We start from the raw sequence: 22,895 nt of genomic DNA, 5'->3' as shown, positions 1-22,895 counted from the left end.
AACGCCATGATGGGCGTCAACGCGAACATTTCCGAGTCCCTCACCGGGACCATCGAAGCCCCTTTCCCGGAGTTCGAGGCGCCGCCGGCGAACCCCATGGAGGTGCTGCGCAACTGGCTGGAACGCGCCCGCCGCTACGGCGTGCGCGAGCCGCGGGCACTGGCCCTGGCCACGGTCGACGGGCAGGGCCGGCCGTCGACGCGGATCGTGGTGATCGCCGAGCTGGGCGAGCGCGGGGTGGTGTTCGCCACCCACGCCGATAGCCAGAAGGGCCGCGAACTGGCGCAGAACCCCTGGGCCTCGGGGGTGCTGTACTGGCGCGAGAGCAGCCAGCAGATCATCCTCAACGGCCACGCCGAACGCCTGCCCGACGAGCGTGCCGACGCCCAGTGGCTGAGCCGCCCGTACCAGACCCACCCGATGTCGATCGCCTCGCGGCAGAGCGAAACCCTCGCCGACATCCACGCCCTGCGCGCCGAAGCCCGGCGCCTGGCGGAAACCGACGGCCCGCTGCCGCGCCCGCCGGGCTACTGCCTGTTCGAACTGTGCCTGGAGTCGGTGGAGTTCTGGGGCAACGGCACCGAGCGGCTGCACGAGCGCCTGCGCTACGACCGCGACGAAGGAGGCTGGAAGCACCGCTACCTGCAACCGTGACGACACCGCTGCGCCGGCGTTTCATGGCGGATATGCGTCCCGCGGCCCCGTAGTCGGGCCGTAGGGCGAATAACGCCACCGGCGTTATCCGCCGCTGCGCCGACGTTTCATCGCGGTAAACGGTCATCCGTCCCAGCCGAACCCCCATCGATTCGAACACTCGAGAAAAGGAAGCACCCATGAGCGAACCCATCGATATCCTCATTGCCGGCGCCGGCATCGGCGGCCTCAGTTGCGCCCTGGCCCTGCACCAGGCCGGCATCGGCAAGGTCACGCTGCTGGAAAGCAGCAGCGAGATACGCCCCCTTGGCGTCGGCATCAATATCCAGCCGGCGGCGGTCGAGGCCCTCGCCGAACTGGGCCTCGGCCCGGCGCTGGCGGCCACCGCCATCCCCACCCACGAGCTGCGCTACATCGACCAGAGCGGCGCCACGGTATGGTCCGAGCCGCGCGGGGTGGAAGCCGGCAACGCCTATCCGCAGTACTCGATCCATCGCGGCGAACTGCAGATGATCCTGCTCGCCGCGGTGCGCGAGCGTCTCGGCCAACAGGCGGTACGCACCGGTCTCGGCGTGGAGCGCATCGAAGAGCGCGACGGCCGCGTACTGATCGGCGCCCGCGACGGACACGGCAAGCCCCTGGCGCTCGGTGCCGATGTGCTGGTCGGCGCCGACGGCATCCATTCGGCGGTCCGCGTGCACCTGCATCCCGACCAGGGGCCGCTGTCCCACGGTGGGATCACCATGTGGCGCGGCGTCACCGAGTTCGACCGCTTCCTCGACGGCAAGACCATGATCGTCGCCAACGACGAGCACTGGTCGCGCCTGGTCGCCTATCCGATCTCGGCGCGCCACGCGGCCGAAGGCAAGTCGCTGGTGAACTGGGTGTGCATGGTGCCGAGCGCCGCCGTCGGCCAGCTCGACAACGAGGCCGACTGGAACCGCAACGGACGCCTGGAAGACGTGTTGCCGTTCTTCGCCGACTGGGACCTGGGCTGGTTCGACATCCGCGACCTGCTGACCCGCAACCAGTTGATCCTGCAGTACCCGATGGTCGACCGCGATCCGCTGCCGCACTGGGGCCGGGGACGCATCACGCTGCTCGGCGACGCCGCCCACCTGATGTATCCGATGGGCGCCAACGGCGCTTCGCAGGCGATCCTCGACGGCATCGAGCTGGCCGCCGCGCTGGCGCGCAACGCCGACGTGGCCGCAGCCCTGCGCGAATACGAAGAAGCGCGGCGGCCGACCGCCAACAAGATCATCCTGGCCAACCGCGAACGGGAAAAAGAGGAATGGGCCGCGGCTTCGCGACCGAAGACCGAGAAGAGCGCGGCGCTGGAAGCGATCACCGGCAGCTACCGCAACCAAGTGGAACGGCCACGCTAGCAATACCGGGCAGGCCACCGCGCCTGCCCTCTCCCGCCTCTCCCGTCCGCGGGAGAGGCGGCATCCGTGCGGGTGCCGGGCGCTGCGCGCCTATCGGCAACGCCTCAGGCCTCTTCCGCCCGCCCCTTCCACTCCCCGCGCCCCTCGCCGGCCTGCAGGCGCAGGGCGAGCAGCAGGGCCAGCACCGCCAGGGCGCTGCCGGTGAGGAAACCGCCGGCATAGCCGATCTGCGCGGTGAGGCTGACCAGGAACGAAGACGCCAGCATCTCGCCGAGGTCTCGGGTGCTCTGCACCGCGGTGACATCGGTGCCGGCCTGGCCGCCCTGGCCGGCGAAGCGCATCGCCGCGGTGAGGATCGCCACCGAGGTGATGCCGGTAGCCAGCGAGCCGATCAGCACGCAGGTCCACGCCAATCCTTCGCTCAGTGCCAACCAGCGACCGGCCTGCAGATACCAGAGCAGCGCCGAACAACCGGCGAGCACCACGCCAAGGGCGAAACCGCGCCACAGGCCGATCCGCCTGACCAGCCAGGCGCCGCCGCCGCAGCCGAGGAATACCGTGACCAGGCCACCGCTCATGCCCAGCCGGCCGATGTCCTGCAAGGCCCAGCCGGCATCGCTGAGGTACAGCTTGGACAGGCCGAAGCCGGATACCGCGGTCATCGCCGACAGCAGTGCCAGCGCCAGCAGCGAAGGCGCCAGCGGCCGACGCAGGAAGCGCAGCAGGCTGGCCTTGGCGGCCGGTGCCGGGGGGAGTTCGTGGGGGTCGCCGCGCCCCAGGGCGAGCACGCAGCACAGGCTTGCCAGCGGCACGCAGGCCATGACCAGGAACGCCGTGCGCTGGCCGAAATGCCCGGCGAGGATCAGGCTGCCGGCGCCGCCGCCGAAGAAGCCGATCATCACCCCGGCGATCTGTACCGCGTTGACCTTGGCCAGCAGCTCGCCGCTGAAGTGCTCCGCCGCCATGCCGTCGGTGGCGATGTCCTGGGTCGCGCTGGCCAGCGAAGCCAGCGCCAGCAGGCCGACCGCCCAACCGGCGCTGGCCACGCCGAGGCCGAGCGTCGCCAGGCCGAGCAGGCAGGCGAGGACGATGCATTGCATCGGCAGGATCCAGCTACGCCGCCGGCCGAGACGGCGCGACCAATGGTTGTCAACCCAGGGCGCCCAGAGGAACTTGACCACCCAGGGCAGCCCCACCAGGGGCAGGAACGCCAGCGCCTGCAATGGCGCGCCATCCTGGCGCAGTAGGGTGGGCAGGGCGTCCATGGCCAGGCCGATGGGAATGCCCTGGGACAGGTAGAGCAACGCCAGGGTGATGACCAGGCGGCGGTGGCGATACAGCTCAAGCATGGTGGTCTCCGGTGACACGGGGGTGGGCGGGTGGCGCGGCGGCGCGCGCCTGCATCCAGGCGTGCCGGATGAGCGGCGCGCCGCAGAGGATCAAGGTGAGGTCGGAGCCCAGGGCCGGCAGCCGGCCGCGCATGAGCCAGGGCGCCAGGTGCGCGACGGCGGCCGCCAGGCAGGCCAACCCGGCGACGCCGAGCAACCCGCGCGCCAGCGGCCAGTCGCCCGGCAGCAGCAACGCCGCCAGGCCAGCGGCGGCCCACAGGACAAGGAACAGCCGCCCCGGCCAGGGTCCGGCGAGTAGCTCCGAGGGGGCGAGTTGCAGCCCCAGCAGGAGCAACGCGGCCGCCGCCACCAGGCCGGCACAGAAACCCTGGCTCAGGCGCTGCAAGAGCCGTACGCGGGCGTCCGGCGCCGAGGCGCGTCGTTGCAGCCACAGGTACAGGCCGCTGGCGCAGAGCAGGCAGGCGCCGAGGCCCATCGCCAGGTGCAGGCCGCGCAACGCGGCGGACCAGCCCGGCCCGAGCCACTGGTACTGGGCGAAATGCAACGGCTGCACGGCGATGAAGGCGCGCAGCCAGAACCCGCGCTGCGCCGAGCTGCGCTCGCCGAGCAGGGCGCCGTCGGCCAGCCGATAGCGGTGCCGCTCGAAGTTCGCGGTACTCGGCAGGCCACGCTGGATACCGGCGATCTCCACGCTGCCGGCGACATCCCCGGCATGGCTGAGGCTCAAACGCTGGGCAACGAAGCCGGGCGCCCGCACGGCATCGCCGGCAAGCAGGCGGTCGAGATCGATGCGGGACGCCAATGGCCGCCCCTCGGCGGCGGGCGGCGGCGGTCCCATCAACTCGACGAACACCCGGTTCGGTTCCTGCGGGTAGGCCACCGGCGCCAGCAGCAGGGTCCCGAGAGCGCCCAGCCCGCTGAGCGCGCCGGTGAAACCGAACAACAGCAGCCAGGGCAGTCCCCAGATGCCGATCAGGCCATGCAGGTCGAACAGCGCCAGGCGCAGCCCGCGATCCCGCCGCCAACGCCGCAGGTCGCGCCAGCGGCGGCTGTGCAGCAGCACGCCGGCCAGGCACAGCAGCAACAGCGATACACCGAACAGGCTGACCAGCACCCGCCCGGGGAAGCCGACGAACAGGCTCTTGTGCAGGTTCAGCAGGAGGTCCAGCGCCGGCGTCGGTGGCAGCACCCGGCCGCTGGCCGGGTCGAGGTCCAGCCGGCAGTCCAGGCGCGCATCGCAGACGCTGAAGGCGGCATGGCCGGGAGCGGGCAGCAGCAGGGTCGTATCGCCGATGTCGACGCCTTCCTCGCCCGCCCGTTCGAGCAGGCGCTCCAGCGCAAGGGCTTCTCCTCCCGCCTGCGCCGGGGCCCGCAGCCACTCGCGCAGGTCGTCGTGGCCAAGACTCCAGGCGCCACTGAACAGCACCACGAACAGCAGCACGCCGAACAGCGCGCCGGCGCCACCGTGCAGCGAGAGCAGGAGAGGACGCGCCGCCACTTCAACCGCGCCCCGCCAGCAGCCACAACGCCAGGCCCAGTGCCAGCAGGCTACCGCCCAGGCGCCAGGCGAAGTTGCCCGGATCACGCGCCAGCAACCCGCCGACAAGCAGCAACAAGCCCACCCCGAGCGCGCCGAAGAGCCCGGCGTAGAGACGCTCGAGCGGGTCGTCCAGGGGCAGCCCGCGAGTCAACAGATAGCCGCTGGCGGTCGCCGCCGCCAGGCTGCCGGCGAGCGCCAGCGGAACCCGCCAGGCCCAGCCGAAGCCCGGCCGGCGCGGCATCAGAACGCGCCCCGCAGGCTGACGTTGAAGCTGCGCGGTTCGCCGTAGCGGTTGTTCCAGTTGGGGTTGGACAGGCTCTGGTAGTAGGTCCGGTCGAACAGGTTGTTGACGTTGACCGCCGCCGTCCAGTGCTCGTCGATCTTGTAGCCCAGGCGCATGTTGACCAGTGCGTAGCCGCCCTGGCGCATGCTCACGCCACGGTAGTCGACGCTGTAGTCGCTCTGCGCCTGGAGTCCGCCGCCGACGCTCCAGCGCCGATCCTGCCAGGGCAGGTCGTAGTTGCTCCACAGGCGCAGCAGGTGCCTCGGGGTGAAGGTGGAGTAGCGCGTCCCCGAGTCGTTCTGGCTGTCCTTGAGGTACTCGGTGCTGGTGTAGGTGTAGCCGGCCGAGAGACTCCAGTAGGGCGTCAGGTAGCCGGTGCCTTCCAGCTCGAAGCCCTGGCTGCGCACCTTGCCGCCGCTGATGTAGAACGGATTGTTGGGCGGCCCCGGATGGTCCGGGTCTTCCTGCGGATTGTTCTCCAGGTCGATGCGGAACGCCGCCAGCGACAGGTTCAGGCGGCCGTCGGCCAGTTCGCCCTTGATCCCGGTTTCGTAGGTCTTGCCTTCCACCGGGCTCAGCGGCTCGCTGTTCCAGGTCTGGCGATCCGCCTGCGGCTGGTAGACCTCGGCGTAGCTGACATACCACGACCAGTCCCTGGCGAAGTCCCAGATCAGCCCGCCGTAGGGCGTGAACTGGCGACCGGGCTTGAAGCGGGTGGCCGGGGTGTCCTGGTCCCACCAGCTTTCGCGGCCGCCGACCACCAGGGTCAGCGGCTCGGCGAGCTTGATCCGGCCCAGGGCATAGAGGCCTTTCTGGGTGGTGGTGGTGGTGCCCGGCGAAGTGTACTGGCCGATCTGCGGGCGCGGCACGCCGTGCGGGTCCCAGCGGTAGACATTGACCGGGGTGTTCGGCAGGTTGAGGAAGCGTGCGGTGTCCTGGCGGGTCTCGCCCTGGGCGTAGGTGACCCCACCGAGCAGTTCGTGGGTCAGGCCGAACAGTCGCACCGGCCCATTGAGGTTGGCGTCGAGGCTGCGCTGGATGCTCTTGAACTTGTAGGCGGCGCCCATCAGCTGGCCACCGTCGCCGGTCTGCGGGTCGATGGCGCCGAAGGAGCCGGCGTAACGCAGGCGCGAATCGGCTTCCTGGTATTCGGCGCTGACCTTGCCTTTCCAGCCGCCGCCCAGTTGCTGTTCGAGGGAGCCGAAGGCGCGGTAGGTGTCCCACTTGAAGCGGTCCCAGTCGACATCGAGGTAGGTGTCGCGGGACAGCCCGAGATTGGACCCATCCTTGGCCATCGGTACCCCGGCCATGTTGGTGATCGAGTCGATGTGCTGGTATTGCGCACCGACGGTGAGCAGGGTGTCGGGGCTCAGGTCGAACTCGGTCACCCCGTAGAGCAGGCGGGTGCCCTGGTCGGCCACGTCGTAGAAGTAGTCGCGGTCCTCGTAGGCGGCCACCGCTCGGCCGCGCACGTTGCCGCTGGCGCTCAGCGGGCCGCCGACGTCGACCTCGGCGCGGTAGCGGTCCCAGCGCCCGGCGCTGAGGGTGGTGCTGGCGGCGAATTCGCGCTGCGGCCGCTTGCGCACCAGGTTGACGGTGGCCGCCGGGTTGCCGGTGCCATGCAGCAGTCCGTTGGAGCCGCGAAGGATCTCGACCCGCTCGTAGATCGCCATGTCCTGCGGCGAACTGGCAGTATTGCCAAGCAGCGCCGGCACCCCGTCCAGCTCGAAGGAGTCGACCTTGAAGCCGCGCACGTAGTAGGCGGTGGTCAGCAGCTGGAACGGCTGCACGGTGACCCCGGTGGCCTGCTGCATGGCTTCGTCGAGGCTGAACAGATTCTGCTGTTCGAGGCGCTCATGGTCGATGACGCTGGCGGACTGCGGCAGCTCGCGCGGCTTGAGCGGCACCTTGCCCAGGGTAGTCACCCCCGGCGGCTGGGTGGCAGACGTGCTTTCTCCGCTGATCACCATGTCCGGCAGTTCCGTCTCGCCGTCCTTGCGCGCGTCGGCCACGGCCGCCGCCAGCGGACTCAGCGCCAGCAGCAGCCCCAGGCACAACGGGGTGTGCCGATTGCGGGCGATGCCCTGGCGTCCCTTGATCACCTTCGTCTCCGTTTTCATCGTTCGAACAGCCTCGGGGGATATACGATTTGATAATGCTTATCATTATGAAGAAATCGTCTCCGGGGCTTTTTCGATTGCCGGTCTTTCTCTATCGATCCACGACCGTCGCGGAACTTTCCTCGCCCGCCAGCCCGACGAAACCGGCATACCAGTCGTCCCGGACGAGCAGATCGGCGTGACGTCCGCTGAGGCGCAGGCGCCCCTCCTCCAGCAGCAGTACCTGGTCGGCCTGACGCGCCAGCGCCGGGCGGTGGGTCACTACCAGCAGGGTGCGCTGGCCGCGCAACCCGAGCAGGCTGCGCAGCACCTGCGCCTCGCTGGCGGCGTCGAGGCTGGCGGTGGGCTCGTCGAGCAGCAGCAACGGCGCCGTCGAGAGCAGCCCGCGAGCCAGGCACAGGCGTTGCCGCTGGCCGCCGGAAAGCAGTGCGCCGCCGGGGCCGACGTCGCTGTCCCAGCCCTGCGGCCAGGCCTCGATCTCTTCCAGCAGGCCAACCGCCCGCGCCGCCTCGCGCAGCGCTTCGAGATCGGCGTCCGCTCGCGCCATGCGCAGGTTCCAGGCAACGCTGCCGCGGAACAGGCCGTTGTCCTGGAACACCAGGTTGCGACTGGCGGCGAGGGTCGTTTCGCTCAACCGGCGGATATCCACGCCACCCAGCAGGACACGCCCGGCATCGACGTCGTAGAGCCGCCCGAGCAGCGCCAGCAGGCTGCTCTTGCCGGCCCCGGAGGGTCCGACGAGGACGTTCAGCGAACCCGGCTCCAGCCTCAGGGAAATGTCCTCGAGCAAGGCGCGGCCATCTTCCAGGCGCAATTCCACGGCCTCGGCCGCCAGGCTGGCGTCGTGCGGCCGCTCGCCCGGCTCGGGGCTGTGCAGCGGAGCCAGGGCGAAAACCCGCAGCAGGGTGTCCAGCGCCTGCCAGGCGCCGCGCAACGCCTGGTCGAGATGGGTGAGCTGGGCCAGCGGCTCGATGAAGCGCACCAGCAGCACCAGCACGGCCACCAGCCGCGCGCCGTCCAGCCATTGCCGCTCCACCGCCCAGGCGCCGCCGAGCAGGGCGAAGGCGAACGCCGCCTGCACCGCCAGGGCAAAGCCGAGGCCGCTGGGCAGGCTGCGCCGCAACAGTTCCAGGGTGCTGCGGTGGAGACTGCGCAAGGCCTCTTCCAGCCCCTGGCGGGCGACGCTTTCGCGCTGCGCCGCGCGCAGCAGCGGCTGGCGTTCGGCGAACGCCTGCAACTGCCGTGCGGCGTCGCGCTCGGCGGCCAGCCGGGCATCCTCCGCCGCCAGATTGCGCCGCCCGCTCCAGCGCAACAGCGCGGCGAGGACGGCACCGGCGACGAGCAGGCCGAGGGCGATGGACGGGTCGATCAGGAACAGCCCGAGGATCACCCCGAGCGGCGTCACCATCGCGGCGATCAGCGGCCCCAGCAGGTGCGCCGGAATGCCCATCGCCTGCATCACCGGGCCGCGCAGCAGGCCTTCGGCCGGCGCGACCCGGCGCAGCGCCGGCGGCGCCAGGCGCGGCAAGCGCGCCACCAGGCTGCGCACCAGTCCAGCCGCCAGCGAGCCGCCGGCGGCGAAACCGCGACGCAGGGCCAGGTACTGCAACAGCGCCTGCGCCAGGCTCAAGCCGAGCAACGCGGCGACCCAGCGCCAGGGCAACGCGCCTTCGGCGAACCAGGCCTCGACCAACGGCACCAGCAATACGCCGCAAGCGGCGTCCAGCAGCGCCGCCAGGACCGCCCAAGCGCTTGCCCGGCGCAACGCGGCACGGCAGTCTTCGGGCAGCGCACGCATTCGTTCGAACAGGGTCATGCCGCCACCTCCGCGCTGTTCTGTTCACGCCACAAGCGCGCATAGGCGCCGTCCGCCGCCAACAGCGCCGCGTGCTCGCCGCGTTCGACCAGACGGCCAGCGACCAGCACCAGGATCAGGTCGGCATCGCTGACTTCGGCCAGACGATGGGCGACGATCACCCGGGTCCGGCCGCCGCCACGCTCGCGCAGGTTGTGCAGGACCTGCCGGGCGGTCTGCGGATCCAGCGCCGAGGTCGGCTCGTCGAGCAGCAACAGGCGCGCCGGCGATAGCAGCGCACGGGCCAGGGCCAGTCGTTGCAGTTCGCCGCCGGACAGTTGCAGGTCGCGTCCCGGCACGCTGTCGTAGCCACGCGGCAGGGCCATGATGCGCTCGTCGAGGCAGGCGTCACGGGCCGCCTGGCGAATCTCCGGGAGATCGGCATCGGGGCGGAACAGGGCGATATTGTCGGCCAGGGATATCTCCAGCGCCGCCGCCTGCTGGCCGACCAGCGCGATATGCCGATGGCGCACGGCATCGGGCATGTCCTTCAGTGCCAGGCCGCCAATCTCCAGTTCGCCGCGCTGCGCGTCCATGTAGCGCGCCAGCAGGTGCAGCAGGGTGCTCTTGCCGGAGCCCGAGGGACCGACCAGGGCCACCAGGTTGCCATCCTTCAGCTCCAGATCGATATCGGCCAGGACCTCCACGCCCTCGTAGGCATGGCCCAGGCCGTGCAGCGCCACCGCGCCATCGACCGGCTCGCGGGTCGAGCGGCCCTCGGCCAACGGCGCCTGGTCGAATACCTGCTGCAGGCGCTCGGCGGCGGCGCGCGCGCCCAGCAGCGCGTCGCCGCCGTGGCCGAGCGCCTGCACCGGGGCGGCCAGGGCCCGCAGCAGGAGCAGGAAGGCACAGGCCTGGCCGAGCGCCAGCGGCACGCCGAGGGCATCCAGGACCAGCGCGCCGAGCAGGACCCAGGCCAGCAGCCAGGGCGTCGACAACTGCACGTAGACCAGCGCGGCGAGGTGGCCGACCCGCTTCACCCAGGCGCCGAACGCTTCGCCGAAGGCCGCCGCCGACGCCTCGGCGCCCTGTTGTATGCCGGCGCCGGGGTACTGTCGGGCCAGCAGCAGGTTGTGGGCGAATTCGCCATAGTCCGCCGAGAGCCTTTCCAGCGCGGCGTTGCGCCGCAGCACCAGGTCGCGGTAGCGCGCCGAGCGCAGCAGCAGGAAGCCGGCGGCGGCCAGCACCAGCGGCAGCAGGCAGAACAGCAGCAGCCAGGGGTGCAGCCAGGCCAGCCAGAGCAACGCGACGAGCGGCACCACCAACAGGTTGCTGAGATCGTTGGGAGCGTGCGCGATCAGTTGGTGCAGGGCCCGCACGTCCTGCTCCACGAGGCGCGCCACGCCGTCCGGGCCCTGGCGACCGAACCAGTCCAGCGGCAGCCGTTGCAGGTGCGCCAGCAGGCGCAGGCGCAGGTCGTTGCAGAGGTCCGCGTCGACCCGGTGGGCCAGGTGCGCGGCCAGCGCCTGGCAGCCCAGCCAGGCCAGCACCGCCAGCAGCACCAGGGCCAGCAGGGCCGGCTGCGCCTGGCCGCGCGCCAGCGGCTCGGCGAGCCAGGCGAGAAGCATCCAGGGCAACAGCGAGCAGAGCCCGGCCAGGGCCTGCAACCCCATGGCCGCCGCCAGCCGCCAGCGATAGGTGCGCAGCAGGCGCCACAGCACCGGGGTCACGAGGCTTGCTCCAGCACCTGTTCCAGGCTCGCCGGCGCCAGCGACGCCGGCGGCGCCTCGGGGAAGCCAAGGCGCTCGCCGATCCGCTGCCACAGGGCGGCGACCTCCAGGCTGCGCTGGTTGCGCCGGCGCACCTCGTCGCCGTCGGCGAGCAGCGCCAGCGCCTCGGCCGCCGCCGCCGGCCACAGGCGCTGGTGCACCTGGGCCCAGTTGCACGGTTCGGCATACCAGAGCTGGGCGCTGGGCAGCGGTTCGCCGGCTATCTCGTCGAACAGCGCGAACAGGCCGTCGTCATCCTCTGCCGGTACCGCCACCGCAGGCGTCCACAGCAACGGGCCATGGGGGCTGAGCAGGCTCAGCGTGCCGCGATCGGTGGTCAGGCTGACGCGCTGCAACAAGGTCATGCGCCCGTCGTCGGCGGCCGCCAGTTCGTTGAGCACGTGCAGGCTCAACGGCACTTCCGCCAACACCAGGGACAGCCCGCGCATCGCCGACAGGTCGTTCGAGGGCGACTCCAGCGACCAGGGGCCGACGCCCTCCAGCAACGCGGCGAGGATGTCCAGGGTGGCGAAACCGACCTGCACCCCGCAGGCCGCGTCCAGGTGGCGGATGCCGCGCCGGTGGTGCAACTGGCGGCCCAGTTCGATGAAACGCGCCACCGCCGGCAACTGCGGATAGAAGGTGTTGAGCAGGCAGCGCCGGCCCAGGCGCTCGGCGCTGCGCAGCAGGTCCTGCCATTCGCGCGGCAGCAACGGATGCTCGATCAGCACGTCGATGCCACGCGCCATCAGCGCCTCGGCCAGCGCCGGGCCCTGCTCGCCGCGTGCCGCGCCGCCGACCGCGACGCAGGCCAGGCGGACATCGTCGGGCAACGCCTCGACCTCGCACCAGATCTCCACCCCGAGGCGCTCGGCCAACGCCCGCGAACGCCGGCTGCCCTGGCCAAGGATCCCGCGCAGGACGAAGCGCGGATCGGCGGCGACGCCGGCGGCATAGAACTGGCCGAACCGGGAACCGGCGACCACCACGGAACGGACGTCGCTCATCGGCTCGCCTCCTCTGGCATGGGTTTCGACAGGGATTGCGCCAGGGCTTCGCCCAGGCAGTCGAAGTGCCCGCCGGGCACCTCGTGGATGCCGCACGCGCCGAGCGCGGCGGCCCGCCATTGGGTCTCCAGGGCCTCGGCGTAGCACGGCACCAATGGGTTGCCGGCGTCCGGCACGAACAGCCGCAGCGCGCCGACGTAGGGCTCCGGCGCCGCGGCCTGGCTGGCACGCACCGAGTGGCAGAACAGTCGGTAGAGGGTGTCGCGTTCGACGCTGGCGGCGTCGGCGCTACCGCTGGCCGCCTGTAGCACGCGGCCGCGCAGGGCGACGAGATCGGCCAGGCCCGGTAGCTCCGCCAGCGCCTCGGCGCCCAGGCGCTCCGGTGTCTGCGCGAGCGCCGCCTGCACCGCCTGGCCGAGACGTTCCGGCGCGGGGAAGCCGAGCGCCGCGGTATCCAGTCCGAGGGTCGCGGCGAAGCTGAACAACAGTAGGCGCTCGTCGTCCACCCGGTAGGGAATCCGGTAGCTGGAGACGATATCCAGCTGGCGCACGCGCACCCCGCGCTGGACCAGGGACTTGGCGGTCTCCAGGGCGACCAGCCCGCCGGAGCAGTAGCCGAGCAGGTCAACCTCACGCAGCCCGGCGCCATGGAGCGCCTCAGCGTAGCGGCGGCCGAGGCAGGCGTTGAGATGCTCGGCGGGGATCGCCAGGTAGGCGTCGCTGTCATGCACGGCCAGGCCCAGCAACGGCCGCCCCTCACCCAGGGCGCGAAGCAGCGGGCGGTACGGCAGCAGCGTGCCGAGGCCTTCGTGGACCAGCACCCTCGGCACGCCCTCGCCGGGCACCAGGCGCACCAGCGGGTCGAGCGCCACCGCGCCCTCGGCGAGCGGTGCGCGCGACATGCCGGCCGGCGCCGGGGCGACGCCGCGCGCCGCGGCCAGGGCTGGCCCACGGCCCTCTTCCGGCGCGCTGCGCAGGCGTTCGGCCAGGCCGCGCGGCGTCGGCTGGCTGAGCGCCCAGCGTAGCAGGCGATCGAACGGATGCCGGCGGGCGCTTTCCAGGCGTTCGCGCAAACGGGCGATCAACTGGGCGATCAACAGCGAGTCGCCGCCAGCCCCGAAGAAGTCTTGCTCGACGCCCAGCGACGGGTTGTCCAGCACCTCCCTCCAGAGTGCCAGCAGCGCATTCTCCAGTTCGTCGGCCGGTGCCTGCGCGACGCCATGCCGAAGGTCCGCCTGGGGCTGGCGGGCAAAGCCGGTCAGGGCCTTGCGGTCGATCTTGCCGTTGCCGGTGACCGGCAGGCGTTCGAGCACGCGCAACTGCGCCGGGAGCATGTAGCGCGGCACCCGCGCTTCGACGAAGGCCAGCAGCTCGGCCGGCTCCAGGCGGGCGCGGTCGGTCTTGCAGCGGGCCAGCAGGACATCGTAGCCAAGCAGGTCGAGAGCGCTGCCCGGCGGCACCACCCCGCAAGCCAGGTCGCCGCCCTGTGCCGCCAGCCACTCCAGCCATTGCCCGGTGTGGACGAACAGTTGGCGGCGCTCGTCGCGGAGGTCGCGCGGGTTTTCCATCATCAGGCTCTGGCTGACGCTGATCTCGTTGTGCTCGCGCGTCAGTTCCTGGATCACCAGCCAGGCGTCGGCGCTCAGCAACTCGCGCAGGCCGGCCAGCAGCGCCGGGGTGTCCAGCGCGTTGTTCAAGGCCCCGGAGCTAAGCAGGATATCCACCGAATGCGGCGCCACGCCCTGGTCGAGAAGATCGCCGTTCATGTCGAAGCGGCCGAAGCGTACCCACGGCTGGTCGGCGAAGCGCTCGCGGGCGGCGGCGAGGAAGTAGCTGGAAACGTCGGTGAACAGGTAGTCCACCTCCGCCCCTCGCTGCACCAGCGGCGCCAACCGGGCTATCACCGCGCGGCTGGCGGCGGCGGTGCCGGCGCCAAGCTCCAGCAGGCGCCAGCGCCGTTGCGGCTGGCGCTCGACGATGGCAGCGATGGCCTCGGCCATCGCCTCGTGCAGCGCCTGGGCATGCAGGCCCTGGCTGTACATGGCCTCGGCGATGCGCGCCGAGCCCTGCGGGAACATCAGCGCCGCCGGGCTGATCCGCCCGGCCAGTTGCTCGCCGAGGGATTGCGCGCTGTCACGCAGGTAGGCGACCAGCTCGGCCGGCCAGAGCGCCGCCGGCGCGCAGCCGGCGAACGCCGTCCAGGCGTCCTCCGGACTCTGTGCGGGACGCTCGGCGCAGCCCAGCCAGCCCTCGCCCTCGGCGCGCAGGTAGCCGCCCTCCTCCAGCTGGCACAACCAGTGGCGCAGCAGGCGCTGGCGCGCCTCGGCGATACCCAGGCGCTGGCACAGGGTGGCGAAGTCCAGCGGCGTCGCACTGGCGAACAGACCGCTGCCGGCCAGCCAGGCGGCCAACGAGGCGAGGCAGGCACGGTCGAGTGCGGCCACCGCCGCGGCGATGCCCTCCTCGCTGCCCCAGTCGCGGCGCAAGGCCTGGGCCGCCCGCTGGCGCACCGTGTCGAGCGCCGTGCGCGGGTCCTCGCCAGCCTCCGCCGGCGCATGCAGGGTGACGAAGCTGGCCAGGCTGCGCTCGTGGGTCTCGCCGAGCACCACGGTGGCCGCCAGGTTGACCTGCGGATGGGCGCACAGCGCGGCGTCCAGCTCGGCCAGTTCGATGCGGTGGCCGCGAATCTTCACCTGGTCGTCCTCGCGACCGAGGAACTCGATGCTGCCGTCGGCCAGGTAGCGGCCGAGGTCGCCGGTGCGATACAGGCGACGGCCATCGGGGTGACGGACGAAGCGTTCGGCGGTGCGCTGCGGATCGCCGGCGTAGCCGAGCGCCAGGCCCACCCCGCCGATATGGATCTCGCCGCGCACGCCCGGCGGGCAGCGCCGCCCGCGGGCATCCAGGACTTCCACGCTCTGCCCGCGCAGGGCGCGGCCATAAGGGATGCTGGCCAGCTCGGTGTGCTGCGGGCGGATCGGCTGCTCGATCGACCAGATCGCCGCCTCGGTGGCGCCGCCCAGGCTGAACAGCGCGCTGTCCGGCCAGCGCCGCCACCAGCGGGTCGGCAGGCTGACCGGAATCCAGTCACCGGACCAGAGCACGCAGCGCGGTCCCGGCAGGTGGCGTTGCGGCTCGCTCTCCAGGTAATCGATGAGCATCTGGCCTTGGGCCGGCACCGAGTTCCACAGGGTGATGGCGTGGCGTTCCAGCAGTTCCGCCCAGTGCGATGGATCGCTGCCGCGCGCCGGGTCCGGCAGGACCACCTGGGCCCCCGCCGCGGTGGCGCCGAAGAAGTCGTAGACCGAGAGGTCGAAGCTCAGCTCGGCTAGGCCGAGGACGCGGTCGTTGGCGTCGACGCCGTAGCGCTGGTTGATGTCGAGCAGCGTGTTGCTCACCGCCGCATGGCTGAGCATCACGCCCTTGGGCGTGCCGGTGGAGCCGGAGGTGTAGATCACGTAGGCGAGGTCGTCCGCCGCCACCTCCGCCGCGGGCGGTGGCGGCCAGGCGCTGTCGGCGGCCAGCCGGTCGATGGCCACGCAGGCGCAGCCGGCGTCCGGGACATCGCTTTCCAGGCAGACCAGCGCGACCACTTCGGCGCTGGCGAGGATCGCCTGGCGCCGCAGCAACGGCTGGCGGATGTCCACTGGCACATAGGCGGCACCGGCCTGGAGGATGCCGATCACCGCGATCAGTTGCGCGGCGCTTTTCGGCAGCATCACCGCGACCCGCCGGCCACGGCCCGCGCCGTGCGCTTCCAGGACACGGCGCAGGGCGCTGGCGTGCTGGGCGACCTGGCGGTAGCTGTAGCTGCCGGCGGCATCGTGGATCACCGTGGCGTCGGGGGACAGCAGGGCACGCTCGGCGAAACCGGCGGCGATGCTCCGGGCACTACCGGGCAACGCCTGCGGCGGCGCCTCGACGGGTTCCGTGGCATCACCGTCGGTCCAGGCGCGCGGGCTCTGCGCCAGGCGCCGGAGCAGCCCGACGAAGTCGTCGAACATGGCTTCAGCCTGGCCCTCGGGGAACAACCCGAGGCGTATGTCCCAGCCGATCTCCAGGCCGCCGAACTGGTCGGTGACCTGGCAGTCCAGCCAGACCTGCGGGGTCTGGCTGATCATGTAGCGTGGCGCGCGCGGCGCCTCGCCATCGCCGAGCAGGCGCTGCACGCTGCCGATGCCACTGGTGAACACCACCGGCATCAGGTCGGCGCCGCGACCGCGCCGGCGCGCCAGTTCGCGCAGCAGGTCGACGCCGCTGAAGGTCGGGTGGTCGAGGTCGTCGAACATCTGCTCGCCGATGCGTCGGGCACGCTCGACGAAACTGTCGCCGTGGCGGCTGTCCACCGCCAGCAGGCTGAGCGCGGTGAAGTCACCGAGCACCTGCGCCAGCTGCGGATGCAGCGGCGGCCGGTTGAGTACCGTCAGGTTGAGACAGAACGCCGGTGCCTGGCTCCAGCGACCGATGGTCTCGGCGAAGGCTGCCAGGGCCACGCCGGCAGCGCTCAGGCCGTGTTCGCCGGCGCGCGCGCCGAGCGCCTGCCAGGCGGCCTCGTCGAGGCGCGCGTGGAAGTGCCGGAAGCGCGTGGACCGGGTGTCCGGCTGCGCCCGCAGCGGCAGGTCGGGACGCCCCGGCAGCGCGTCGAGGCGCGCCAGCCACCAGTCGCGGTCGCGCTGCCAGGCCGGCGACTGGCGTCGACGCTGCTCGACGCCGACATAGTCGCGGAAGGTCGCCTCCAGCGGTTCCGCCGTCCATTGCGGATCGAGATAGCGGCGGCGCCATTCGCCAAGCAGCAATTGCAGGCTGGCGTAGTCGACCAGGGTGAAATCCACCGAGCAGTGCAGCACGCAGGCATCCTGGCCGATACTCAGCTCGGGGCGCAGGACCGGCCACTGGTCGAGCGCCGCGCAGGCGTGGTCGAGGCGTTCGCGGACCCGCTCCAGGTGCGCCTGGAAAGCGGCCTCGTCGAGCCCCGCGCAGGCATGTACGGTCAGCCGCTGCCAGGGCACCTCGGGCAGCACGCGCTGCCAGGCGTTGTCCTCGATCACCGCGCGCAGCATCGGGTGGCGCTCGACCATGGCGTTCCAGGCCGCCTCCAGGCGCGCCGGATCGGTGTCGGCCGGCCAGTCGTACTCGGCGTACAGCTGGCAGGCGTTACCGCCGTAGTCGAAGGCCGCCTGGCGGCCCAGCACGTAGGCGGCCTGCACCGGGGTCAGCGGGAAGCGCTGGTGGGCCAGGTCGGGTTCGGCGCGCCAGCCAGGGCCGCCCTCCAGGTGTTCCAGCAGAGCCTCGCGCTCGGCCCGCAGGCGCTCGGCGAGGCCGGCGTCGAGGGCGCCCTGGGGGGCGCGATAGCGCAGGCGGCCCGCCTCGCTCCAGAGTTCGATGCGCCGGCTGCGGCAGGTTTCCAGCAGTTCGCCGAGGCTCATAGCACGCCCTCTTCCAGTTGGGTTTCCTCGATTTCGACGGTCTGCGCCTGCAAGTGGCGGGCAAGACCGGCCAGGGTCGGCTGGCGATAGAAGTCGGCCATGCCCAGGCGTACGCCGAAACGCTCACGTATGCCGGCCAGCAGGCGGGTCGCCAGCAGGCTGTCGCCGCCGAGGCTGAAGAAGCTCGCCTCGCGACGACGCACCGGGCGTTTGAGGACCGCTTCCCAGCACTCGGCCAGCGCCTGCTCATGGGCTTCCAGCGGCTCCTCCGCCGAGGGCTCGTCACGACACTCGCCGAGTGCGCGGGTCATGCTCTCGGCCAGGCGGCGACGATCGACCTTGCCATTGCCGTTCAACGGCAGGCTTGGCAGGCACCACAGGCGTTCGGGCCGCATCGCCTGGGGCAGGCGTTGCTCCAGGCCGGCCTGGAGCGCGGCGGCGTCGAGCCCGAGTCCCGGCGCCAGCGCCTCGACCAGGGCGATCCGTTCGCTGCGCCACAGGCAACGCGGCGCCAGTCCCGCAGCGGCGAGATCGGCCAACAGGCTCGGCAACTCCGCCAGGCGCAGCGGCCGGTCGTCGAGCAAGGCCGCACCGAGCAGCGCCAGTGGCGACTCGCATAGCAGGTCCACCAGCAACAGGCGGCCCTGCGGGCGCAGCAGCGCCGCCGCCAGCGCCAGGCCTTCGCGGCTGGCCTCGTAGGCGTGCAGCGCGGCGAAGCTGATCACCCGGTCGTAGCGACCGAGGTGCTCGGCAGGTAGCAGGCCGTCGTCCAGCGCCTGCACCACGATCCGTTCCGGCAAGCGGGTGGCGGCGGCGTCGAGGAGGACGCGGCTGCGTTCGAAGAGGGTCAGTTCCAGCCCCGGGCGCAACAGCGAGGCCATGCCCTGGTCGAGCCAGAGCCCGGCGCGGGTATCCAACACCGCCACCCGCAGGCGTTCGCCGGCAGCCGGCGTCGGCAGCGCTTCGAGCAGGCGCGCCAGGGCCTCGCGGCCGTCCGGCAGGCGCGCGGCCACCGCCTGCGGCGCCAGCCAGGGATCGAGGAGCAGCGCGGCCGGCGCCTGTTCGCCGGCGAGCAGGCCGCGCAGAGCGTTGCCCATCGCGGTCAGCCCCGCGGCCTGCCAGCCGAGCCGGCGCAACGCCTCGTCGAGCGTCGGCAGCGCGCTGGCGGCGGAGTCCGCCAGCCAGTCCAGCCAGCGCCGGCGCAAACCGTCGTCTAGCTCCAGCGGCGCCTCCAGCAGCGCGCCGAGGATTTCCCGGGTGAGTACCGCCTCGGCCTCTGCCAGGCCGGCGAAGGGCTGTGCGGCCGGCAGTTCCATGGAGCCTTCGGCCCGTGGCGCCAGGCGCGGTACCAGCACCGCACCGAGGCTCGCCACGCCACCGCCGAGCACCGCCGCGCAGGCGCTCTCCACGCCAGCCTGGGCGCACAGCGCGGCCTCCACCTCGCCCAACTCGATGCGCTGGCCGCGCACTTTCACCTGCTGGTCGACCCGACCGAGGAATTCCAGGGTACCGTCGCCCCAGTAGCGACCGCGATCGCCGGTGCGATACCAGCGGCCCTGGGCATCGTGGACGAAGCGCCGGGCGCTGAGTTCGGGATCGTTGCGATAACCGCGGGCCAGGCTGGCGCCGCCGATCCACAACTCGCCGACCACCAGGTCCGGCACGTCGCGCCCGTGGGCGTCGACCACCCGGTAGGCCTGTCCCGGCAATGGCCGGCCGTAGGGAATCGAACGCCAGTGCGGCGGCACCGTATCGACGCTCTGCAGGTTCGACCAGATGCCCGCTTCGGTAGCGCCACCCAGCACATGCAGGCGGCAGCCTTCGGCACAACGTGGGCGCAGGCGGCCGGGCAGGTCCAGGGCCACCCAGTCGCCGGACAGCAGCACCGCCCGCAGACTGCGATAGTCGGCCTGGCTCGCCGGCAGGCTGAGGGCCATCTCCAGCAAGGCCGGCGCCGAGTTCCACAGGCTCACCGCATGCCGCTGGATAGCCTCCGCCCAGGCGGCGGCATCGCGCGCCTGTTCCTGGGCCGGCAGGACCAGGCTGGCACCGGCGCCGAGGCCGCCGAACAGGTCGAAGACCGACAGATCGAAGTCCAGCGCGGAGACCGCCAGCAAGCGGTCCGCTGCGTCCACCCGCAGCAGGTCGAGCAGCGCGTCGATGGTATTGATCGCCGCCGCGTGGCTGACCTCGACGCCCTTGGGCACCCCGGTGGAGCCCGAGGTGTAGATCACATAGGCGCTGGCCTGCGGCGCCAGCGGCACGGGGACGGCCAGCGCCGGGCCGCGCAGCAGGCGCTGGACATCCAGGCGCGGCGGCAAGGCCTGCGGATCGTCCTCCTCGGTGATCGCCAGGCATACCCCGGCGGCCTCTTCGATCAGGCGCCGCCGTGCGGGCGGCTGGTCGATGTCCAGCGGCACGTAGCAGGCGCCTGCGGCGAGCACACCGAATACCGCCGCGACCTGCTGCGGTCCGCGCGGCAGGCTGACCTCGACCGCGTCGCCGGGGCGCACCCCGGCTTCGCGCAGGCCGCCGGCGATGCGCAGCGCACGCTCGGCCAGTTCGCCGCGGGTGACACGTTGGTCGCGATAGAGCAGCGCGTCAGCATCCGGCGCCTCGGCGGCGCGAAGGAAGAAGTCGCGATGCAGGGTGCGCGCCGTGGCGCATGCCGGCTGGCCGTTGAGCAGGGCCCGGCGCGCCTGCTGCGCCCAGGGCAACGGCAGATCGGCGGGCTGCTCCCAGGCGCTGTCGCAGAGACGCTGGAGCAGCCCCACGTAGGCTTCGAACATGGTTTCCGGCAGGCCTTCGGGGAACAGGCCGACGACGCTGTCCCAGGCCAGCAGGATACCGTCGCCCACCCGGTAGAGCTGGTGGTCGAGCCAGACCTGCGGGGTCTGCGAGAGCATGTCGTGGAGATCGCCGAAAGCGTCGCGGAAGGCCGCCGGGACGAAGCCCTCCTCGCCCAGGTTGCTGGCGAACACCACCGGCGCCGAGCGCGGCTGGCCCCGCCGGCGCGCCTCGCGGAGCACCTCCAGGGCGGGGAATGCGGCGTGGTCGATGGCTCCGTGGAGGTTGCGCTGGAAGCTCTTCACCGCCTCGGCGAAGGACACCCCGGCCTGCATCCGGCACTCCAGCAGCAAGAGGGTGGTGAAGTCGGCGATCACTTCGCCGATACGCGGGTCGTCGGCATGCCGATCGAACAACGGCACGTTGAGGAGAAATTCCGCGCTTTCGCTCCAGCGCGCCAGGACCAGCGCGAAGGTGCAGCCGAACACGCTGGACAAGGTCACGCCATGCTGCGCGGCAAGACGCTCCAGGCGCCGGCTCTCGCCGGCGGAAAGCTGGAATGCCAGGCGCCGGGTGCGCGGCTGGCGGATGCTTTCCGGCGCGCAGGCCAACGGCAGGGCCGGCGCGTCCGGCAAGCGCGGCAGGCGTTCCAGCCAGTAGTCGCGGGCCCGCGCCGCAGCCTCGGCGCGTTGCGCCGCACGGCGCGCCAGGTAGTCGGCGAAATGCAGCGCCGGCGGCTCCGCCAGGCGCTCCGGCGCCAGGTAGGCAACGCCCAGTTCGGCCAGCAGCAGGCGCAGGCTTTCGACATCGGCGGCAAGCAGGTCGAGACTCAGCCAGAGGCGATCCTCGCCGCCCGGCATGCGCACCAGCCCGAGCAGGAACACCTGGCCACGCTCCACCGCCAGGCATTCATGGGCGCGCCAGTCGCGCAGCGCCTGCCAGTCGCGCTCGGCCTCGTCCACCTGCAAGGTGCGCCAGTCCTGCATGTCGAAGCAGGACAGCGGCGGAGTCGGAAGGATCTGCTGGCGACCGTCGAGGAAGCGCGCCCGCAACATCGGGTGGCGTTGACGCACGCACTCTGCCGCCGCGGCCAGGCGCTGCGGGTCGACATCCCGCGTGCGGAATTCCAGGAAGGCATGGCAGCTGACGTTGCCCAGCACCTCGCCGGCGCCACGTCCCAGCCAGTAGGCCTGCTGCACGGAAGACAGCTCGAACGGCTGGTCGCGATCCTGCGCCGTCGGCAGCGCGACCGTTGCCGGGGCGGACAGCCGGTCCGCGCAGGCCAGCAGGTCGAGCCAGGCCCCCAGGCAGGGGCGCTGCGCCAACTGGGCGAAGTCCAGCGTCGAGCCACGCGCGCGCAGGCGTTCCTGCAGGTACATCAGGCGGATCGAGTCGAGGCCGCAGCCCAGCAGGTCGTCGTCGTCCGCCAGGGCGCGCACGTCGGCAAGCGGTTCACCGAGCAGGTCGGCGAGCTGCTCGGTCAGCCAGTCGCGCAGGGCGGTACGGGAATCGGGGGGCAGATCCATGGGGGCTCCCTAGGGCAAGCATCTGAGGTCGGTTGCCAGTTCCTGGCAACGATTATCAAATGCGACCTTATCTCACTTGACTGGGAGGCCTGGCCGGCAATGCTTTAGACAGCCGGACTGTTTCGTTAGATGCAGCGTCATCCCGCAGCGGCGACACCCCTCCCGTGGCCGGGTCGGGGGTCGTCGCGGAGACTCAGCGGATCTCGCTGGGGGAGATGCCGTAGCGCTTGCGGAAAGCGATGGAGAAATGCGCCGGGCTGTAGCCCACCCGGTAGGCCACCGTGGAGACGTTCGCCTCTTCGTCGCAGAGCATCCGGTGCGCCTCGCGCAGGCGGTATTCCTGCAGGTAGCCGAATACGCTGGCGCCGAACACCTTGCGGAAGCCGGCGGTCAGCTTGCGCGGGTTCATGCCCACGCGGCTGGCCAGCGTGTCCAGCGACGGTGGTTCCTGCAAGGCGCCGACCAGCAGGTCGCGGGCGGCGTGGATGCGCTCGACCTCCGAGCAGGTGATGCGCGGCTCCTCGACGGGGCGCCCCTCGCCGGAAAGGAACTGGGCGCTGAGCGCGGCCAACTCCAGGGCCTTGCCGCCGAGGTAGAGATCGCGGGTCGGACCGAGCATCTGGCAGGTGGCGATCTGCGAGGCCAACGCCTGCATCGCCCGCGGCGCCGGGCAGCTCATGATCCGCGGATCGCCGCCGGGACGGCGTATCAGTTGCTCGGGCAGCCAGCCGAGGCGGCTGTCCAGGGCTTCGACGCCGAGCTGGACGATGGTGTAGCGCAACGGCTTGTCGGTGCCGTAGATCTGCGCCGAGGTGAAGTCGCCGTCGTTGGCGATGGTGCACAGGCTCGGCCCCTCGATGAGGTGCTCGGGCTGGCCGGGGATCCGGCAGCGCAACTGGCCGCTCTGCACGAGGATCAGGCGCAGGCCGCGCTCCAGCGGTTCCTCGAACCAGTCCTCGCTGGCCGAACAGAAGGTTCCGGTCACCAGCTTCATGTTCGGATCGATGTGCGCGATGCCGGGCCGGTTGCCCGGTGCCGGCGCGGCGGCATCGGCCTGTGGCGGAGCAATGATGGTGATGGTCATCAGGTTTTCCTGTAGCCCGGGCGCTGCCGACGCGGCGACGCCTTCCTGGATACGTGGGGGCAGGGGGACTTTTTAGCGGAGATGGACAAAGCGCCCTGCACTCCGCCCCTGCAGCGAATGAAAAAGCCCCGCAATCGAAAGGCGCGGGCTTGCGCGGTCCCTGCCGC

The 22,895-nt window shown here is 71.6% G+C and carries 12 protein-coding genes; 2 read left to right on the top strand and 10 right to left on the bottom strand.

Annotation, left to right across the window (positions count from 1 at the left end; all coding sequences use genetic code 11):
• Positions 1-9: 9 nt before the first annotated feature.
• On the top strand, positions 10-654 hold the full coding sequence (gene phzG, locus M6E97_RS00345; protein ID WP_033939565.1) for a phenazine biosynthesis FMN-dependent oxidase PhzG: 645 nt from the start codon (positions 10-12) through the stop codon (positions 652-654).
• A 179-nt stretch (positions 655-833) separates the two neighbouring features.
• Complete coding sequence (phzM, locus tag M6E97_RS00340; RefSeq protein WP_023111322.1) at positions 834-2,042, top strand: pyocyanin biosynthetic protein PhzM; 1,209 nt, start codon at positions 834-836, stop codon at positions 2,040-2,042.
• A 104-nt stretch (positions 2,043-2,146) separates the two neighbouring features.
• On the opposite strand, the gene M6E97_RS00335 is transcribed toward phzM, so the two are convergent.
• From M6E97_RS00335 to pchR, 10 genes are all read right to left on the bottom strand, one after another.
• Complete coding sequence (locus M6E97_RS00335; protein ID WP_003112118.1) at positions 2,147-3,391, bottom strand: RhtX/FptX family siderophore transporter; 1,245 nt, start codon at positions 3,389-3,391, stop codon at positions 2,147-2,149.
• Positions 3,384-4,889 carry a PepSY-associated TM helix domain-containing protein gene (locus tag M6E97_RS00330; protein WP_034005961.1) on the bottom strand — a complete coding sequence of 502 codons (1,506 nt, stop codon included), beginning with the start codon at positions 4,887-4,889 and terminating at the stop codon, positions 3,384-3,386. The genes M6E97_RS00335 and M6E97_RS00330 overlap by 8 nt, the downstream gene beginning before the upstream one ends.
• Before the next feature lies 1 nt (position 4,890).
• Positions 4,891-5,172: a hypothetical protein gene (locus M6E97_RS00325; RefSeq protein ID WP_003111968.1), complete on the bottom strand. Its 282-nt coding sequence runs from the start codon at positions 5,170-5,172 to the stop codon at positions 4,891-4,893.
• A complete protein-coding gene (gene fptA / locus M6E97_RS00320) occupies positions 5,172-7,334 on the bottom strand; it encodes a Fe(3+)-pyochelin receptor FptA (protein ID WP_003111969.1) in 2,163 nt (720 codons plus the stop codon). Before fptA ends, M6E97_RS00325 begins: the two co-directional genes overlap by 1 nt.
• A 91-nt stretch (positions 7,335-7,425) precedes the next feature.
• Entirely contained in the window at positions 7,426-9,150 is a 1,725-nt protein-coding gene (gene pchI / locus M6E97_RS00315) for an ABC transporter ATP-binding protein PchI (protein WP_023094440.1), read from the bottom strand.
• Positions 9,147-10,859: an ABC transporter ATP-binding protein PchH gene (gene pchH, locus M6E97_RS00310; RefSeq protein WP_033938960.1), complete on the bottom strand. Its 1,713-nt coding sequence runs from the start codon at positions 10,857-10,859 to the stop codon at positions 9,147-9,149. Before pchH ends, pchI begins: the two co-directional genes overlap by 4 nt.
• Positions 10,856-11,905, bottom strand: a complete 1,050-nt coding sequence (pchG, locus tag M6E97_RS00305) for a pyochelin biosynthesis thiazoline reductase PchG (protein ID WP_033938961.1) — start codon at positions 11,903-11,905, stop codon at positions 10,856-10,858. Before pchG ends, pchH begins: the two co-directional genes overlap by 4 nt.
• A complete protein-coding gene (pchF, locus tag M6E97_RS00300; RefSeq protein ID WP_023094437.1) occupies positions 11,902-17,331 on the bottom strand; it encodes a pyochelin non-ribosomal peptide synthetase PchF in 5,430 nt (1,809 codons plus the stop codon). Before pchF ends, pchG begins: the two co-directional genes overlap by 4 nt.
• Positions 17,328-21,644 carry a pyochelin non-ribosomal peptide synthetase PchE gene (gene pchE, locus M6E97_RS00295; protein WP_033938963.1) on the bottom strand — a complete coding sequence of 1,439 codons (4,317 nt, stop codon included), beginning with the start codon at positions 21,642-21,644 and terminating at the stop codon, positions 17,328-17,330. The genes pchF and pchE overlap by 4 nt, the downstream gene beginning before the upstream one ends.
• 193 nt (positions 21,645-21,837) lie before the next feature.
• The gene (pchR, locus tag M6E97_RS00290) at positions 21,838-22,728 is read right to left on the bottom strand and encodes a pyochelin biosynthesis transcriptional regulator PchR (RefSeq protein WP_003110567.1); all 891 of its coding nucleotides are present in this window, start codon (positions 22,726-22,728) and stop codon (positions 21,838-21,840) included.
• Positions 22,729-22,895: the final 167 nt, after the last annotated feature.

Source organism: Pseudomonas sp. B111, assembly GCF_026428275.1.
Taxonomy (GTDB): domain Bacteria; phylum Pseudomonadota; class Gammaproteobacteria; order Pseudomonadales; family Pseudomonadaceae; genus Pseudomonas; species Pseudomonas aeruginosa.
Note: the sequence above shows the minus strand (reverse complement) of the source record. Positions and strands in the feature narration are given on the sequence as shown.

Excerpts from the sequence above, each read along its gene's own strand:
- fptA (WP_003111969.1), bottom strand. The coding sequence starts at position 7,334 with ATGAAAACGGAGACGAAGGTGATCAAGGGACGCCAGGGCATCGCCCGC.
- pchE (WP_033938963.1), bottom strand. The coding sequence starts at position 21,644 with ATGGATCTGCCCCCCGATTCCCGTACCGCCCTGCGCGACTGGCTGACC.
- phzG (WP_033939565.1), top strand. The coding sequence starts at position 10 with ATGGGCGTCAACGCGAACATTTCCGAGTCCCTCACCGGGACCATCGAA.
- pchI (WP_023094440.1), bottom strand. The coding sequence starts at position 9,150 with ATGACCCTGTTCGAACGAATGCGTGCGCTGCCCGAAGACTGCCGTGCC.
- pchR (WP_003110567.1), bottom strand. The coding sequence starts at position 22,728 with ATGACCATCACCATCATTGCTCCGCCACAGGCCGATGCCGCCGCGCCG.
- M6E97_RS00335 (WP_003112118.1), bottom strand. The coding sequence starts at position 3,391 with ATGCTTGAGCTGTATCGCCACCGCCGCCTGGTCATCACCCTGGCGTTG.
- pchF (WP_023094437.1), bottom strand. The coding sequence starts at position 17,331 with ATGAGCCTCGGCGAACTGCTGGAAACCTGCCGCAGCCGGCGCATCGAA.
- pchG (WP_033938961.1), bottom strand. The coding sequence starts at position 11,905 with ATGAGCGACGTCCGTTCCGTGGTGGTCGCCGGTTCCCGGTTCGGCCAG.
- M6E97_RS00325 (WP_003111968.1), bottom strand. The coding sequence starts at position 5,172 with ATGCCGCGCCGGCCGGGCTTCGGCTGGGCCTGGCGGGTTCCGCTGGCG.
- phzM (WP_023111322.1), top strand. The coding sequence starts at position 834 with ATGAGCGAACCCATCGATATCCTCATTGCCGGCGCCGGCATCGGCGGC.